Annotated in this window: 19 protein-coding genes and 1 other RNA gene; 12 read left to right on the forward strand and 8 right to left on the reverse strand. The window is 37.3% G+C overall.

Translation table 11 applies throughout. The features are described from left to right. Positions 1–80 precede the first annotated feature (80 nt). The 9 genes from CRO54_RS05310 (at position 81) to CRO54_RS21125 (ending at position 6055) form a co-directional block, all read left to right on the forward strand. Complete coding sequence (locus CRO54_RS05310; protein ID WP_097129481.1) at positions 81–914, forward strand: MbnP family protein; 834 nt, start codon at positions 81–83, stop codon at positions 912–914. 1 nt (position 915) lies between these two features. Further along, positions 916–1962, forward strand: coding sequence for a cytochrome-c peroxidase (locus tag CRO54_RS05315; RefSeq protein ID WP_097129483.1), 1047 nt, complete (start codon positions 916–918; stop codon positions 1960–1962). After that, the gene (locus CRO54_RS05320; RefSeq protein ID WP_097129485.1) at positions 1962–2885 is read left to right on the forward strand and encodes a transporter family protein; all 924 of its coding nucleotides are present in this window, start codon (positions 1962–1964) and stop codon (positions 2883–2885) included. Before CRO54_RS05315 ends, CRO54_RS05320 begins: the two co-directional genes overlap by 1 nt. A 10-nt stretch (positions 2886–2895) precedes the next feature. After that, entirely contained in the window at positions 2896–3294 is a 399-nt protein-coding gene (locus CRO54_RS05325; RefSeq protein WP_097129488.1) for a hypothetical protein, read from the forward strand. A 203-nt stretch (positions 3295–3497) separates the two neighbouring features. After that, positions 3498–3743 (forward strand): YHS domain-containing protein, encoded by a 246-nt coding sequence (locus tag CRO54_RS05330; RefSeq protein WP_097129491.1) that lies wholly within the window; start codon positions 3498–3500, stop codon positions 3741–3743. Positions 3744–3828: 85 nt separating this feature from the next. Further along, positions 3829–4473 carry an SCO family protein gene (locus tag CRO54_RS05335; RefSeq protein ID WP_097129494.1) on the forward strand — a complete coding sequence of 215 codons (645 nt, stop codon included), beginning with the start codon at positions 3829–3831 and terminating at the stop codon, positions 4471–4473. Between the two features lie 4 nt (positions 4474–4477). Next, positions 4478–4936, forward strand: coding sequence for a c-type cytochrome (locus CRO54_RS05340; protein ID WP_240775022.1), 459 nt, complete (start codon positions 4478–4480; stop codon positions 4934–4936). A gap of 450 nt (positions 4937–5386) precedes the next feature. Further along, positions 5387–5756: RNase P RNA component class A (rnpB, locus tag CRO54_RS05345), an RNA gene on the forward strand. A 149-nt stretch (positions 5757–5905) separates the two neighbouring features. Then, positions 5906–6055, forward strand: coding sequence for a hypothetical protein (locus CRO54_RS21125; protein WP_171047824.1), 150 nt, complete (start codon positions 5906–5908; stop codon positions 6053–6055). A gap of 107 nt (positions 6056–6162) precedes the next feature. On the opposite strand, the gene CRO54_RS05350 is transcribed toward CRO54_RS21125, so the two are convergent. The 3 genes from CRO54_RS05350 to CRO54_RS05360 all read right to left on the reverse strand — a co-directional run bounded on the left by CRO54_RS05350 (position 6163) and on the right by CRO54_RS05360 (position 7391). Continuing rightward, positions 6163–6474, reverse strand: a complete 312-nt coding sequence (locus tag CRO54_RS05350; RefSeq protein WP_097129496.1) for a hypothetical protein — start codon at positions 6472–6474, stop codon at positions 6163–6165. 172 nt (positions 6475–6646) lie between these two features. Then, positions 6647–6826: a histone H1 gene (locus CRO54_RS05355; protein WP_097129498.1), complete on the reverse strand. Its 180-nt coding sequence runs from the start codon at positions 6824–6826 to the stop codon at positions 6647–6649. Positions 6827–6950: 124 nt separating this feature from the next. After that, positions 6951–7391 (reverse strand): hypothetical protein, encoded by a 441-nt coding sequence (locus CRO54_RS05360; protein WP_144371940.1) that lies wholly within the window; start codon positions 7389–7391, stop codon positions 6951–6953. Positions 7392–7452: 61 nt separating this feature from the next. Between CRO54_RS05360 and CRO54_RS05365 the strand changes: the two genes are divergently transcribed. After that, the gene (locus CRO54_RS05365; RefSeq protein ID WP_097129503.1) at positions 7453–8247 is read left to right on the forward strand and encodes an MBL fold metallo-hydrolase; all 795 of its coding nucleotides are present in this window, start codon (positions 7453–7455) and stop codon (positions 8245–8247) included. Here the strand turns inward: CRO54_RS05365 and CRO54_RS05370 are convergent. The 5 genes from CRO54_RS05370 to CRO54_RS05390 form a co-directional block, all read right to left on the reverse strand. Continuing rightward, positions 8225–9256 carry a S66 peptidase family protein gene (locus tag CRO54_RS05370; RefSeq protein WP_097129505.1) on the reverse strand — a complete coding sequence of 344 codons (1032 nt, stop codon included), beginning with the start codon at positions 9254–9256 and terminating at the stop codon, positions 8225–8227. The two genes, CRO54_RS05365 and CRO54_RS05370, sit on opposite strands and share 23 nt — an antisense overlap. A 154-nt stretch (positions 9257–9410) precedes the next feature. After that, positions 9411–9971 (reverse strand): pyridoxamine 5'-phosphate oxidase family protein, encoded by a 561-nt coding sequence (locus CRO54_RS05375; RefSeq protein WP_097129507.1) that lies wholly within the window; start codon positions 9969–9971, stop codon positions 9411–9413. 12 nt (positions 9972–9983) lie between these two features. Next, positions 9984–10421, reverse strand: a complete 438-nt coding sequence (locus CRO54_RS05380; protein ID WP_097129510.1) for a hypothetical protein — start codon at positions 10419–10421, stop codon at positions 9984–9986. A gap of 3 nt (positions 10422–10424) precedes the next feature. After that, on the reverse strand, positions 10425–10793 hold the full coding sequence (locus CRO54_RS05385; protein WP_097129512.1) for a SpoIIAA family protein: 369 nt from the start codon (positions 10791–10793) through the stop codon (positions 10425–10427). Positions 10794–11077: 284 nt separating this feature from the next. Continuing rightward, positions 11078–12931: a DNA topoisomerase 3 gene (locus CRO54_RS05390; RefSeq protein WP_097129514.1), complete on the reverse strand. Its 1854-nt coding sequence runs from the start codon at positions 12929–12931 to the stop codon at positions 11078–11080. Between the two features lie 186 nt (positions 12932–13117). Here CRO54_RS05390 and CRO54_RS05395 point away from each other — a divergent pair, with 186 nt between their 5' ends. Together CRO54_RS05395 and mnmA are read left to right on the forward strand one after the other, a co-directional pair. Continuing rightward, on the forward strand, positions 13118–14137 hold the full coding sequence (locus CRO54_RS05395) for a LacI family DNA-binding transcriptional regulator (protein ID WP_171047825.1): 1020 nt from the start codon (positions 13118–13120) through the stop codon (positions 14135–14137). A 165-nt stretch (positions 14138–14302) separates the two neighbouring features. Beyond that, on the forward strand, positions 14303–15394 hold the full coding sequence (mnmA, locus tag CRO54_RS05400; RefSeq protein WP_097129518.1) for a tRNA 2-thiouridine(34) synthase MnmA: 1092 nt from the start codon (positions 14303–14305) through the stop codon (positions 15392–15394). Positions 15395–15426: the final 32 nt, after the last annotated feature.

Here is a 15426-nt window from a genome sequence, read left to right on the forward strand (position 1 = left end):
ATCAAAAAAAGCTTCGACAAGCTCAGCCTGACAGTCTGTTTGCATTTATATGCGGGCTTTATTATACTTTAAAAATTAAAATGAAAAAGATTTTAACTATCATCACTATAACTTCTATCCTATTTTCTGCTTGTAAAAAAGACAATGCTACACCAGATTTTGACGAGCAAAACTTAGCTCCGCTGTCAGTCGAATTCGATAACATTGTAGGCGGCAGAACCCTGACGTTCGACAACACAGCTGTACCTTATACCAATGCCAGTGGCGAAAAATTCACCATCAGTTCCATTCAGTATTTCATCAGTAATATCCAAGTAACTACCACTGGAGGAAAACAATTTACTGTTCCTCAAGACAGTTCTTATTTCTTAATTAAAGGAGCCGATAGAGCTACCCGTTTTGCTAAAGTAAAAGTGCCAGAAGGCGATTACAGTAAACTTACCTTTGTTTTAGGTGTGGATAGCTTGCGTAGCACCATGTCTGTAGACAAAAGAGTTGGCGTATTAGATCCAGCGGCTGGTGGTCATGCAGGTGGCGGAATGTATTGGGGCTGGAACTCGGGCTATATTTTCTTCAAACTTGAAGGGAATTCTGAGGTAATTACTGACGACCAACAAGGCGACCCGACTGGCAAAAAAACGTTTAGGTACCACATCGGTGGTTTTGGCGGTTACAGTGCGCCAACTATCAATAATATCAAAACCATTACAGTTGATTTAAATAACGCTGGTATTGCCAAAGTAAGGAAAGATAGGCAAAGTAACATTCATTTATTTGTGGATTTAATGAAGTTTTTCAACGGCACAAACACCTTCAGTATCAAGGCATATCCAACGGTGATGTTTAGTGAATATTCAACTAAAATCTCCAATAATTTCAAAGATTTGTTCACTCACGATCATACAGAAAATTAATATGCAACTACGTTATATCAAATACCTCCTATTAATTGCGGTATTTGTATATGCTTGTAAAAAAGGTGAGGTTATACAGGAAAAAGTAGAAACATTTTTGGGCTTTCAAAAGCCCAAAAATTTTCCTGAACCTATTTACAACTTTGCAAATAACGCAGTAACTAAGGAAGGTTTCGAACTAGGAAGAATGTTGTTTTATGAGCCAAGATTATCGAGAGACAATACCATTACTTGCGGTTCTTGTCACATCCAATCTTCGGCTTTTACCCAGCATGGGCACGATGTAAGTCATGGAATTGATGACCGATTGGGTACACGTAATTCTCCTCCTATCATGAATTTAGCTTGGAACAAAGCATTTATGTGGGGCGGTGGTATTTATGATTTGGACCTATTCCCCATCTCTCCCATTACCACACACGAAGAAATGGATGAAAGTTTGGAGAATGTGCTCAATAAATTGAAAGCAATGGACAAATACAAAAGTAAGTTCAAAGCTGCTTTCGGTACGGAGGAAATTACCACTGCAAATTTCCTAAAAGCCTTATCTCAATTCATGCTAATGTGTGTGAGCAGTAATTCCAAATATGATAAAGTAATGAGGAAAGAGGACAATGCCAGTTTCACTACAGCTGAGACGGAAGGTTATGAGCTTTTCAAGCAGAAATGTGCTAGCTGCCATACAGAACCACTTTTTACTGACAATGGTTTTAGAAATAATGGCTTAGCTCCTAATCCTATTAACGATTTGGGTTTATACACCGCAACCTTACTAAATGCAGATAAGTATAAGTTTAAAGTACCATCACTGCGTAACCTCAAATACACTGCTCCTTTTATGCACGACGGTCGGTTTTTGACTTTGGACGCCGTTTTTACTCATTACATTCATGAAGTGCAGGCTACAGAGAACCTCGACCCTTTATTAAACAAAAATATAGCAAGGGGAATTACCATCAATAATGAGGAGAAAACAAAGCTGATGGCATTTTTAAACACGCTTAACGATGAAGAATTCATCAATAATAAACTTTTAGCAGAACAATAATGAATTTCAAAAAGATAATCATACTTGCACTTTTAGTCAGTCCTTTAAGTTTATTGGCTTGCGATATTTGCGGCTGTGGCGTAGGGAGTTACTACATCGGCATTTTGCCGGAGTACAACAAACGTTTTATCGGATTAAGATATCAGCACAAACAACTGCAAACACATTTAGGTGCGCAAGGAAATGTTACACCATTAACTACAGACGAAACCTACCAAACGGCAGAGCTTTGGGGCGGATGGAATTTCGGTAAACGTTTCAGAGTATTGGCATTTGTGCCTTACAACTTTAATGAACGAAGCTCACAAGCTAGTTCCGGCTCAAAAAATGGATTGGGAGATATTGCCCTGATGGGTTATTACAACTTATTTACCAAAAGTACTAGTCTCAACAGCAAGTTATTGGTTCACTCGCTTTGGTTAGGTGCGGGAATAAAAGCTCCAACTGGAAAATACGAACCGAGTGAGAGATTAGCAGTGCAAGAAACACCCAATAACTTCCAATTGGGCACCGCAAGTACTGATTTCACCATTAACGCAGCTTACGATGTTAGGCTGAATGATTTGGGTGTAAACTTAAATGTGAACTACAAAATCAATACAGCAAATAAATACGAGTACCATTACGGAAACAAACTGACTACCAATGCACTGATGTACTATAAGTTTAGGTTATTTCACAAATTAACTTTTGCGCCAAATGCAGGCGTTTTGTACGAGACCGCCGAAAAAGACATCGAAAACAACAAATACGAAGTTGATGTTTCTGGTGGTCATTCGGCTTCTCTAGTTACTGGCTTCGAATTGGCGATGAGCAAGTTTTCATTAGGAGCCAACTATCAAACTATTGTTTCACAAGAACTAGCAAACCAACGAGCCAAAGCGGGCAATCGTTTAATGCTTCATGTTTCAGTACCATTTTAATTTTAACACAATGAAAGAGATAAAATACTTAATTGCCTGTATAGCGCTAACTTTTACCGCTTGCCAACAAGAAGATAATGAGCAAGCCATTAAGAAAACTATTGATGATTTGCACAACGAGGCAATGGTGGTCAACGAAAAAGCTATCAAAACTTCCTTAAAATTAGATAGTTTATTGAAATACAAGCGCAAACAAAACAATGCCGATACCATTGAATTGCAAAAATCTATCCATCAGCTTAATCTAGCAGATGAAAAAATGATGGATTGGATGCACGATTTTCAACTTGATTTCAAAGGTTCTAAAGCAGAAGCATTGCAATATTTTAAAGACCAATTGGATAGCGTAAAACAAGTTCAAATCCAACTAGAAAAAGCGATTGAACAAGCAAAACCTTTTATAAAATAGTAATTAACTAGCCACAGATGCACGAATTTAGAATTACTTAGTATTTATCGTCATTGCGAACCTAAGCGTAGGGCTAAGGTAATGTGTGAAGCAATCTTTATAGTTTGGAATAGGAAGTATGAAAGATTGCTTCGTCATTCTTCCTCGCAATGACGTACTATTATTAGTCCGTGCATCTGTGGCATAAAAACCCAATTAACAACATGAAAACAACTTTAATAATCTGTATTTTTGCCCTCAGTTTTGGAGCATTATACAACAGCAACGCAACAGAAGTAAATAAACAAGGTACATCAGCCGACAGCGTTAAAACAGACCTTGTTTGCAAAATGAAAATAAAACCTTCTACGAACCTTAAAAGCACTTATCAAAAGCAGGAATATTTGTTTTGCAGTAAAGGATGTAAATTAAAATTTGATCAAAACCCAGAGAAATATTTAAAGAAATAGAGATGAAACCATCATGATTTTCAAAATCACATTAAAACACAAAATCATGATAGTTTCATCACCACTTAAAATAAATTTAAAATAGATGAAAAAGATTTTAGGATATGCAGCAATTGCTGGTTTAATAGCGCTTGGCGCTTCTTGCACACAAGAAAAAAAATTACCCATTTACGGTGATAAAGAAGTAAAAATAACCAAAGATGCTAACGGAAATGAAAAAATAGATACCATTTACAAAACTATTCCAGACTTCAAATTCTTAAATCAGGATAGTGTTGAAGTTACCCAAGATGCATTTAAGGACAAAGTTTACGTTGCCGATTTCTTTTTTACTTCGTGTAGCACTATCTGCCCTATCATGCATCGTAACATGAAAACGATTTTCGACAAGTACAAAGACAATAAAGAGGTGATGTTCTTGTCTCATACCATCGATTTCAAATATGACAAACCATCTGTATTGAAGAAATATGCACAAAAATTAGGTGCAGACGTTCCACAATGGCAGTTTTTGTACGGCAGTAAAGAAGAAGTTTATAAACTAGCAGAAAAAGATTATTTAGTGGCAGTACAAGAAGACAGCAGTGCAACCGATGGCTATATACACCAAGGTTGGTTGGTTTTAATTGATAAGCATAAACGTATTAGAGGTGCTTATGACGGTACTAAAACTGAAGAGGTTGAAAAACTGAAAAACGATATGGATGTGTTATTGGCTGAAAAAGACTAAATAAGTGAAAAGTCAAAAGTCGAAAGTTAAAAGTTACGTGTTGCGAAAAGCGATTGTTTACGGTGTTTTCTTAGGAACTATAGCAATTGTCATCAACGCTTGCCAAAGTGCGAGTGAAATAGAAATGGCGAAATACCTGTCTAATGGTAAAGATATTTATCAGGCTAGATGTCAAAATTGCCATGGAGAAAAAGGCGAAGGTTTGGGGGAGTTAGCTCCCCCACTAACGGATACGGTTTTTCTTAAATTGAATAAGCAAAAGTTAGCATGCTATATTAAAAATGGCGTTAATGAACCAATGGAAATTCATGGAAAAACCTACCATGAGAAAATGCCAGCATTTAAGGATTTACACGATATCGATATTGCGCAAGTCACAGTTTACATCACTAATTCCTTTGGAAATAAGCAAGGCATGTATACTTACGAACAAGTTGCAAATGACTTGAAAAACTGTAACTAGTAGGCAGTTTGCAGTAATCAGTTTTCAGCAAAATTTACGAAGTGTCTAAAACTTCGTAAGTTTCCTGAGCTGCATACTTGTAAAAACAATTCCATTCCAATGATCATTAGTAGGGATATTCGTCGCAGATACTCACTTCGCTACGCTAAATTGCGGGCTTTCCACTGCTATCCCGCTTAGAGAACGAAATGCACTGCCAAAAAACGTTGTGTTTAGCAAAAGCCTGTGTAAAATAAACCCGGTAGTAGCGATATCCTTTTTGTTTTACTGCTTGTCATCCTGAGCTTGTCGAAGGATTGTGTTTGATAGATGCTTCGATAAACTCAGCATGAAAGATATGAAGTGGAAGTAGCAACAAAAGATTAAGCGAATAACGGGACTTTCCATTAAAAATGGCAAAGAAAACTGCTTTTCAAAAATCTAAACAGAATAAAATATTACCTTTGCAACAATGCAAACTGTTCTATCGCTGTTCACTTGTTGGAGAGAGGAAAGTCCGGGCAACGCAGAGCATCTTGCTTCCTAACGGGAAGGGGTTTAGGAATGAAGACCTAAATCACGGAAAGTGCCGCAGAGAATATACCGCCACGATTTATCGGGGTAAGGGTGAAAACGTGAGGTAAGAGCTCACGAGCTTTGTTAGTGATAACAAGGTTGGTAAACCCCAGGAGTTGAAAGACCAAATAGGCTAACGCACGTAGGGCTGCTCGTCCGATGTTAGTGGGTAGGTCGTTAGAGGTAAGTGGCGACGCTTACAGTAGATTAATGATAGAAACCGATTTATCGGATACAGAACCCGGCTTACAGGTTTGCATTTTTAAAAGATATTAAAGCTTCGTAGGCAACTATGAAGCTTTTTTATTTGACTTTAAAGTAGTTATACGTAAACAAACAGGTATTATGCTTTAAACTCTAAATATAGTTTTATTGTTACTTATACAATAAGTTCAACAATTTAAGTTATTAATTATGAAAAGATTAGCATTAATATTAATCGGAGCAGGATTATTTTTAGCTTCATGTGGTACTAGTAGAAATACAGATTCGACCACTAATGACACGCTGAGAAGCGACACGACTACCGCGGATACGGCTAGAATGGATAAGCCAGTACAATAAAGAAATTCTTAAAATAGCTGTAGTACCATTTTAAATAGAAGAAATTTTAGACAGCATTTTATATTTCTAATTAGAAGCTTTTCGGACTAGTAAGCTAGTCCGAAAAGTTATTTCACCAAACTTAGGGACGAACCCAAGTGATTCAAATTCTCAATTACTGGAGCTTCTAACAAGCCACTCTCATCTCTCTTTTGTTGAAATATAACAAAAGATGCAGTGTTTAGAACCTGTTGTTGCACCTCTTCATTTTCGTACATAGAAACATGTACAAACGTTAACCCATCTTCCTTAATATAAACATGGTATAAAAATCTGCTGGCAAGCATACCTTTGAAATCGGCTAAAAAAGCACTGATATTACTTTTGTTTTCTTCTGCAAAATCTGCTTGTACCTTATATGTAACTTGTACTGCAATCATTCTCTATTTTTATTATTTATTAAATCTAGTGGAACTTTGAGAGCATTTTGAAAACGTTGGCGAGCGTTTTGATAAGATTTTAAGCCCGCTTAGAGCATATATTTTTAGTGCCATAATAAAAAAAGACCTTGCATTTAAACAAGGTCTTCCAAAATTACTTTGAGCGCTTTTACTATTTATCGCTATTTTTTTTCTCTGTAACTTCAGTACGGATTTCTTGAGCTAAACCTTTAAGGTCTTGCATAGCTTTACGTACTCTTGTTCCTGCAGCTGAATTACCTGCATTATAAAATTTCTCTACGTCTGCCTCGATAGCAGCTACTACTTCTTTAACTTTTGCAAATTTTTCCATTGTTATAATTTTAATTTATTGGTCAAATATATCATTTAAACGGAATAAACAAGCAATTCTTTATTTTTTTGATATTCTTTTTTCGACTTTTTTTTTTCACAATTCACATTTGCAAGCAAAGCTGTTATTTAAATACAGTTAATAAGCAAATACAATCGGTATGAGCCACAGCCTGAAATGAATGATCATAATGATAGTTAAGCAACTGATATTCTGATACATAATCCTCTGCTCCTTCCGTAAAGAAACTTAAATTTCCTTCTATTAAATAAAGACTCATCAGTAAATGTCGTTCTTCGCTCCCCGATTGAAATTTTTCGTCCTTTTTTAGTGCTACAAGTGTGGTAGTGACGTGTTCTGACTTAAAAACCGTGATGGCATTCTTCCCATTTTCGTGATAAGCGGCTTCATTTCTAATCTCCTTAATGAACCTTGGCAAGTCAGCTAGAACCATTTTTCCATCTAAAGGCCTATGTCCAGCAGGTCGCTGTGGAGTGGCATTGTTAAATTTTTCTTCCATGGCTTTTCCTTTAAAAACACTCGATAGGTAACGATGTTTGTTCAATCTACGAATGTTTAAAATTTATTGGCACTATAACGGGTTAAAATCTCGAACTTTGTGATGAATGTCATTATATATTACCTCATTAAATACGGGCAGCAATGGAAATTGCTTCTATATAGGCAACGACGAAGATGCAGTGCTCATAGATGCTGGACTGAGTTGCAAAGAAACCGAAGCGAGATTGACCAGACTAGGCTTAACTATGCATAAAGTGAGGGCTATTTTTATTAGTCACGAGCATTCGGACCATATTAAAGGACTACCTGTTTTAGCAAAGAAATATCAGTTACCTATTTATATTACTGCAAAAACTCATTTGGGAGGTCGACAAATATTACCAGCGCATTTGGTGTATGCATTTTCGAGCACATTGCCAATCCAAATTGGGAGTTTGCAAGTAACTGCATTTACCAAATTGCATGATGCAGCGGAGCCACATAGCTTTACCATTTCGTTTAACAATATTAATGTTGGTGTATTTACAGATATTGGCGACCACTGCGAAAACCTGATTTATCACTTTAAGCAATGCCACGCTGTATTTTTAGAGGCAAATTACGATGATGAAATGCTTGATAAAGGCAACTACCCTTATTTTTTGAAGCGAAGGATACGTGGTGGAAATGGTCACTTGTCTAATCGAAAAGCGTTAGATTTGTTCACAAATCATCGTCCTGATTTCATGAGCCATCTCTTTCTATCGCATTTAAGTAGAGAAAACAACTGTCCAGATTTGGTGCAGCGGTTATTTAATGAAGTAGCCAATGGCGTTGAAATTATTGTAGCTTCCAGATTACAGGAAACACCTGTTTATAGAATAGGTGTAAATGAGATTAAGACAGTTCTTGCAGAATAGTTCCTTGTTCATTCACACTTAAACGATGTTTTACGCCACATTTTAAAGCAAAATTAGCTTTTTGGTGTCCAACAGGGAAATCGAAACAAACGGGATAGCCAAACTCTTTTACTTTATCCATTACAATTTGCTCCAACGTTTTCCCGAATCCATCGTTATCATCATCCTTCTTAACCCTGAAACCACCAACAACTAGACCTTTCAGTTTATTAAGTTTGCCCGCTCTTCTCAAGTTATAAAACATCCTATCTATACTATACAAATATTCGCCAACATCCTCTACAAACAAAATCTTACCATCAGTTTTGATTTCAGAAGCACTTCCGGTTAAGTTTTCGATACAACGTAAATTCCCTCCGATCAGCTCTCCTTCGGCTTCGCCTTGTCTATTATTGCTTTGATAAGGAGCTTCATACTTCATCAACTCCTCTCCTTTTAAGGCTTTTTCAATAGATTTGATGGTTTCAATTTGTATGGTTTCGGCCTTGCTCCAATCAGATGGAAAGCTGTTGCACATTTTAGAGTGAATACTCGCAAAACGGAAATTGCTATTTAGATGGCAATGTAAAATGGTGATATCACTAAAACCAATCAGCCATTTAGGCGAAATTTTAAAGATGCTAAAATCTAATTTATCGATAATACGAACCGCACCATAACCACCGCGAGCACACATAATAGCTCTAATACTGGTATCATTCAGCATTGCCTGCAAATCTTCCAAACGTTCTTCATCGGTACCGCCAAAAGTAAAATCTCTAGCACCAACCGTTTTCCCTTTGAGTACTTTAAATCCCCAACTTTCCATTTGTTGCACCGCCGGTTCAATTTCTTCATGGGTAATGTAACCTGCCGGACAAGTAATGCCAATGATATCTCCGTGTTTTAAATAAGGAGGTCTTTTATGTTTGATGTTATCGGAAGATGAAGAGGTTGATGCATTACTTTTAAAGGCATATAACATTGCCGATGCTGGTAACAACGAAGAAAGGAATAGTTTGCGGTTCATGATAGGGCAATTTACCAATAAGCCCTCGGTAAGTCAAAATGTTTAAAAAGAAAAGTTAATGCTTACTTTGGAACATTAAGGGATGAAGCAACATTAAGAAGCTGAGAGGTAAACTTAATTTACCCTTAACTTCTTAATGTTTATATGAAAGCATCTAAACCTCTAATTTTCCCTCCACAGAGTCGTCCATTGTTTTACCGGTAATAATAGAAGCTGCCATTTTAATGAAAGAAATTGCTTCGCCATGTTTGGTATCCCAATAATAAACGTCGGTTGGCTCTACCTTAATTACGCTAATTTTATCATCTTCCTTCCCATCTTGAAACCAAACTTTAAGTAGTGGGTTCCAAAGTTCTTCGATCTTTTTTCTGTCTTCGATAATTTCACTGATACCGTAAACATTTAAAAATCCTGAGTTCTTATGGTGCTGGAAAAATAAATGCGTAAAAGGGTCTGCTTCAATTTCCTTATTTTTACCGCTATCCACTTGGCTCATAAACCAAAGATTACCATTATCGTCTACATCCAAAACCGACATCGGTCTTACCGATAGTGGCAAACCTGTTTTTATACTGGTACAGAAAAAGCAATTTTCTGCACCCTTTGCTAATTCCTGTAATTTTTTGACCGCTTCTCTTCCTTCCAGCGTCTCAATGTGGTCGGCTGTATTCTGTGTGTTATTTGAACTGTCTCTACTGATATTTGAATTTTCCATGTTATTTTCTGTTTAAGATTTTAAAATTGTTTTCAATGCTAAAGCTGTGACTAATGCGCCAAATAGATAGTAACCAACCGTTAATACTTGCTTTTGTGTGGTTTCTGTTACGGGACTGGGATCTAATCCCAATGGTTTAGGTAACTTCAATGCACCAATACCGGCGCTTAAACCCATCGCAATTGCTTTTGGCCAAATGTATTTCCCACTGCCTCCAATAGCACTATAATAAGCTGCGTTGGCAATCAAATCGAGCTCTAAAGTAACCTTGTGTAAATCGTCAGGATTGTGTATTGGCCTTCCGTATTGGCTTAGTGTTTTATTCACTGCCTCTGCTCCAAGCAAATTAATTTCTGGTGCGTTATTTACATTCTTTCGAACAGATTCATGTAATATATTTAAAGCAACAGAACCTATGAGTCCGGCAGCTATGTTCTTAATCCATCTCATAATTTATGATTTAATATTTAACCAATCGATAGCATCATCCAATAAGGCCAAAGGGAAACCTTTAAACTCTCCAGGTGCTACATAACTAAAGGCGTCGGTGAACTTTTCTACAGTTTTCTCGTCGGTGACTACTGCTGCTTTTTTCCATTTGGTAAAATGCTTTAAGCCAGCAATCATATCTTGAAACCATGCACCAGCAGTGAAATTCTCTACTGGGGTTTCTAAAACGAGTAAGTAATAAATTTCTCCGTATTGTGTGGTAAGCACCTCTAATCCTGGGAGCAATACACTTTTAAGGTCTTCGGCCGTGACTTGACCTGTGGCTCTAACGCCAAATACATGGGGTGGTGTTTCTCTTATAATGCTTAACATAATTTCGTTTTTTATTAAGCATAACAAGATTTTTAACGCTAAAGTTTGATTTAATAGGGATTAGGAATTAGCAGTTAGTATAGGCACAGCCTAGTAAGAGTTCACTACCGTCAGTTTCAACTGACGGATTAAAGAGTTGATATTTGGCTAAAGCCTTTTTGCAAAACATAAAATTATCCGTTGGCTGAAGTCAACGGCAATGGAAGTAGCTAAGAGTTCTCGAAACCGGACTAATTCTAAGTCCCCTAATTACTAATAACTAAACGGACCGAGATACCTAGTCACTAAGTAGTAACGGTTGCGGGTGTAGCTAACTGACCCGAAATAGCGGCACCATCGGTTAACAGTTCTTGGGTAATGCTACGGGTATAATCAATGATTTCGCTCTTGAATTCTTGCACTGATGTTCCGCCAGATCTGATTTCTTCTAAACGTTTTTCCCAAGCTCCTGTTAATTCTGCTTGAGCGATGCGTTTCTCTTTCACAATTTCGTAAACCGCCAAACCCTTAGCCGTAGGAACTAGGTTACGTTTCTCACGAAGAATGTATTCTCTAGTCAGTAAAGTTTCGATGATGGCAGCACGAGTTGCAGGAGTACCTAAACCACTGTCTTTCATCGCATAGCGCAGCTCTTCATCTTCTATCTCTTTACCACAAGTTTCTAGAGATTTTAATAAGGAAGCTTCATTATACATTGCCTTTGGCTTGGTCTGTTTTTCTAACAAAGCTTTATTTATAATTGGTAAGGCCTCTCCTTTTTTAACTTTTGGTAAAGCTGGATTGTCTTCGTCCTTTTTATCGTCTTCTACATCATTAAACACCGAACGCCAGCCTGCAGAGCGGATAACTGTACCGTTGGCCATAAAAGTAATTTCCGATTGGATGGTAATTTTGGTTACCTCTTTTAAACACTCTTGATGAAATGCCTCCAACATACGTCCAGCCACCATATCATAAACTGCTTGATGGTCTTTACTTAATGAACCAGCTTTAATACCCGTCGTTAAAATGGCATGGTGGTCGGTAACTTTCTTTGCATTTACACTTCTTTTATTGAGTGTCATTTCGCCTAAAGCCATCGCTTGTTTCGCAAATTGCGGATGGTCGGTTAAACTGGCAATTAATGGAGGAACTGTTGCAAAAACATCATCACCTATATAACGGCTACCGGTACGTGGATAGGTTACCAACTTACTTTCATAAAGATTTTGCAGCAAACCCAAAGTTTGGTCGGCAGTAAACCCATTACGTTTATTAGCCTCTTGTTGCAAACTACTTAAATCGTGTAAAAGTGGTGGTGGTTCTTTTCTCGGCTTTGCCTCAACCGCAGTAATATTACCACCGTTGCTAAATCCAGATGCCACATCTTCTACCTTGGCAAAAATAGCCTCACTTTCCTCTTTAGTTTCAAAATTATCTACAGAAATTGCTTTAAACAATTGTCCATCTTTATCTAACTGAATACCAATTTGGTAATAGATTTTAGGTATAAAGTTTTTGATTTCTAGGTAACGAGCACAAATCATAGCCAAAGTTGGCGTTTGTACCCTGCCCAACGACAATACACTCCTGTTACCTGCCGAAATACTCAAAGCTTGAGTGGCATTCATGCCTACTAACCAGTCTGAAACTGAACGGCAATGTGCTGAACTGAACAAAGTATCGTAATCTTCGCCTGGTTTTAAATTCCTGAAACCGTCTTTAATCGCTTCATCAGTTTGCGAGGAAATCCAAAGGCGTTTAAAGGGCTTTTTACATTTTAAATAAGAATAGATGTATCTGAAAATCAATTCTCCCTCACGCCCAGCATCCGTTGCTACAATAATCTCAGTACATTCATCAAATAGCTTCTGTATAATATCCAGTTGTTTTCTCACTCCTGGGTCTTCCACCATTCCATCTTTAGTCTTAATTTTACGGATAGAAAGCTTGAATTTCTGTGGTAACATTGGTAAATGCTCTTTACGCCAACCGTAAAAACCATACTCTTGTGGCGGTGCTAGTTGCAACAAATGTCCAAATGCCCAAGTGAAGGAATAGCCCTTGCCTTCAATATAACCATCCTTACGGGTAGTTGCACCAAAAACTTTGGCTAATTCACGTCCTACAGATGGTTTTTCGGCAATTACTAACTTCATATTCACACAAATGGAAGGTTAAATATCCGAAAATTAAACCAGCTATAGTCCTCCAACTTTTCAACACCTACACTATTCAACTGTAGGTTAAGCGAATAACCTTTCTAATTTTCTTCGAAATTACAATCCTCGGTTAAGCTTCCAACATCTTAACAATAAACCTTATCTTTATAGTGATTTATAGAGATGAGCAATATAACCCTTAGAGATATTTCTAAAGCCTTGAATATTTCTGTTTCTACCGTTTCTAGAGCGCTAACTGATAGCCACGAAATTGGAGAAGAAACGAAGAAATTGGTATTGGCCTACGCTAAAGAACACAACTATGTGCCTAATAGAATGGCCAGAAGTCTTAAGGTTGGCAAAACGAAGTCTATCGGAGTGGTAATTTGCTCCATTGACAATAGCTTTGTGGCTCAAATGCTAGATGGTATAGACCAAATATGTACCGAAAGCGGCTATCAAATCATCATCATGCAGAGCAAGGAATCTTATGAACAAGAAAAAGCCTGTATCAATTTATTATATGCAAGTGGTGTAGACGGCATTATGATTTCTCCATCTTTTCAAACCACTGATTTTAGCCATCTAAAGGAATTGCAATCACAAGGTTTTCCCGTTGTACTTTTTGATAGAATTACAGAAGAACTAAATGTACATAAAGTTACTGCAAATAATATTCAAGGTGCTTATCAAGCAACTGCACATTTAATTTCTTCAGGATATACAAAAATCGCTCATTTAAGTAGCAAATCTACATTGGCAATGACACATGAGCGTTTCGAAGGATACAAGCAAGCACTGGCAGCGCATCAGGTTTCTTATCAAGAAGAGTTGGTTAAATTCTGTAACACATCCGACCCACAAAAAGTAGATGAAAATGTAGCCAAAGCAATGAACGAATTGCTTAAACTGCAACCACAAGCTATTTTTACAGCTACAGATTTACTTAGTACTAAAGTTCTCGCTTACTTGAACGAGCATAACTACAGCATACCTGAAGATATCTCGTTAATTGGTTTCAGTAATTCAGATCTAGCTCCTATTTTAAATCCCTCTTTAAGTACAGTGCGCCAACCATCAAAACAAATTGGCGAATTAGCGGCTCAAACGCTGATTAATTTAGTTAAAGGAAAAGATATCGGCCCTGCCGAAACCATTTTATTAGATACAGAATTACAGATTAGAAAATCGAGCAGTAGATAATTTCCATATTGCTCAATAAAACAGCATCTTAAATCCTAAATTTTCTTGGATGTGCAGGGTGTTAAAACTAAATCTATTCGTTCTAATGTCTATACTGTTTCATTTTTGACAGCTAATCGTTCACTTTTAAACTAATTACGTAATTTTGCAAATTGATTTACAATAATGAGCAAACACGGTAGAATTTTAGTAGCCATGAGTGGCGGGGTAGATAGTTCGGTAGCATCAGTAATGTTGCACGAACAGGGATACGAAGTTATTGGCCTAACCATGAAGACTTGGGATTATGCTACTTCTGGCACTAATAGCAAGGAAACCGGTTGTTGTAGCTTAGACAGCATCAATGATGCTCGTACGTTAGCCGTTAATTATGGCTTTCCTCACTACATTTTAGATATTAGAGACGAATTCGGTGATTTTGTAATCGATAATTTCGTAGATGAATACCTAGCGGGAAGAACTCCAAACCCATGTGTGCTTTGCAATACTTACATTAAATGGGAAGCTTTGTTAAAACGTGCCGATAAATTGGATTGTGAGTTTATTGCTACTGGGCATTATGCCAACATTCGCCAGCAAGACAGTGGCCGTTATGTAATTTCTAAAGGAAAAGACGAAAACAAAGACCAATCTTACGTCTTATGGGGCGTTTCGCAAGAAAACTTAGCTAGAACTAAATTCCCTTTGGGCAGTTTTGCTAAATCGGAAATTAGACAAATGGCGCTAGATATGGGCCAAGAAGAATTGGCAAAGAAAAGCGAAAGCTATGAAATTTGCTTTGTTCCTGATAATGACTACCGTGCTTTCTTAAAACATAAAGTGGAAGATTTGGAAGACCGAGTAGCTGGCGGAAATTTTGTAAACAGCCAAGGAATGGTGATTGGACAACACAAGGGTTATCCATTCTACACTATTGGTCAGCGTAAAGGTTTAGGTGTAGCTTTTGGCGAACCAATGTTTGTTACTCAAATTTTACCAGAAAGCAATACCGTAGTTTTAGGCAGAGCCGATGAATTGGAACGCCGCGAAGCGATGGTGAGAAACGTTAACCTAATTAAATACGATAATATCAACGAACCTTTAGATAATGTAGTTACCAAAATCCGTTATAAAGATGCAGGCAGTTTAAGTACCATTGTGCAAGAGAAGGACAACATGCGTGTAGTTTTCGACCATGCTGTTTCCGCTATTGCTCCTGGTCAGTCGGCTGTATTTTATGAAGGTAACGATTTATTAGGTGGCGGATTTTTAGTATAAAAAGAACTTATTGGGGCGATAAATCTTCGCTC

The sequence above is a fragment of the Pedobacter xixiisoli genome, from assembly GCF_900215335.1.
GTDB classification, from domain to species: domain Bacteria; phylum Bacteroidota; class Bacteroidia; order Sphingobacteriales; family Sphingobacteriaceae; genus Pedobacter; species Pedobacter xixiisoli.

Excerpts from the sequence above, each read along its gene's own strand:
- CRO54_RS05375 (WP_097129507.1), bottom strand. The coding sequence starts at position 9,971 with ATGGAAAATTCAAATATCAGTAGAGACAGTTCAAATAACACACAGAAT.
- CRO54_RS05325 (WP_097129488.1), top strand. The coding sequence starts at position 2,896 with ATGAAAGAGATAAAATACTTAATTGCCTGTATAGCGCTAACTTTTACC.
- CRO54_RS05370 (WP_097129505.1), bottom strand. The coding sequence starts at position 9,256 with ATGAACCGCAAACTATTCCTTTCTTCGTTGTTACCAGCATCGGCAATG.
- CRO54_RS21125 (WP_171047824.1), top strand. The coding sequence starts at position 5,906 with ATGAAAAGATTAGCATTAATATTAATCGGAGCAGGATTATTTTTAGCT.
- CRO54_RS05395 (WP_171047825.1), top strand. The coding sequence starts at position 13,118 with ATGAGCAATATAACCCTTAGAGATATTTCTAAAGCCTTGAATATTTCT.
- CRO54_RS05365 (WP_097129503.1), top strand. The coding sequence starts at position 7,453 with ATGTCATTATATATTACCTCATTAAATACGGGCAGCAATGGAAATTGC.
- CRO54_RS05390 (WP_097129514.1), bottom strand. The coding sequence starts at position 12,931 with ATGAAGTTAGTAATTGCCGAAAAACCATCTGTAGGACGTGAATTAGCC.
- CRO54_RS05335 (WP_097129494.1), top strand. The coding sequence starts at position 3,829 with ATGAAAAAGATTTTAGGATATGCAGCAATTGCTGGTTTAATAGCGCTT.
- mnmA (WP_097129518.1), top strand. The coding sequence starts at position 14,303 with ATGAGCAAACACGGTAGAATTTTAGTAGCCATGAGTGGCGGGGTAGAT.
- CRO54_RS05310 (WP_097129481.1), top strand. The coding sequence starts at position 81 with ATGAAAAAGATTTTAACTATCATCACTATAACTTCTATCCTATTTTCT.
- CRO54_RS05350 (WP_097129496.1), bottom strand. The coding sequence starts at position 6,474 with ATGATTGCAGTACAAGTTACATATAAGGTACAAGCAGATTTTGCAGAA.
- CRO54_RS05385 (WP_097129512.1), bottom strand. The coding sequence starts at position 10,793 with ATGTTAAGCATTATAAGAGAAACACCACCCCATGTATTTGGCGTTAGA.
- CRO54_RS05380 (WP_097129510.1), bottom strand. The coding sequence starts at position 10,421 with ATGAGATGGATTAAGAACATAGCTGCCGGACTCATAGGTTCTGTTGCT.
- CRO54_RS05330 (WP_097129491.1), top strand. The coding sequence starts at position 3,498 with ATGAAAACAACTTTAATAATCTGTATTTTTGCCCTCAGTTTTGGAGCA.
- CRO54_RS05320 (WP_097129485.1), top strand. The coding sequence starts at position 1,962 with ATGAATTTCAAAAAGATAATCATACTTGCACTTTTAGTCAGTCCTTTA.
- CRO54_RS05355 (WP_097129498.1), bottom strand. The coding sequence starts at position 6,826 with ATGGAAAAATTTGCAAAAGTTAAAGAAGTAGTAGCTGCTATCGAGGCA.
- CRO54_RS05315 (WP_097129483.1), top strand. The coding sequence starts at position 916 with ATGCAACTACGTTATATCAAATACCTCCTATTAATTGCGGTATTTGTA.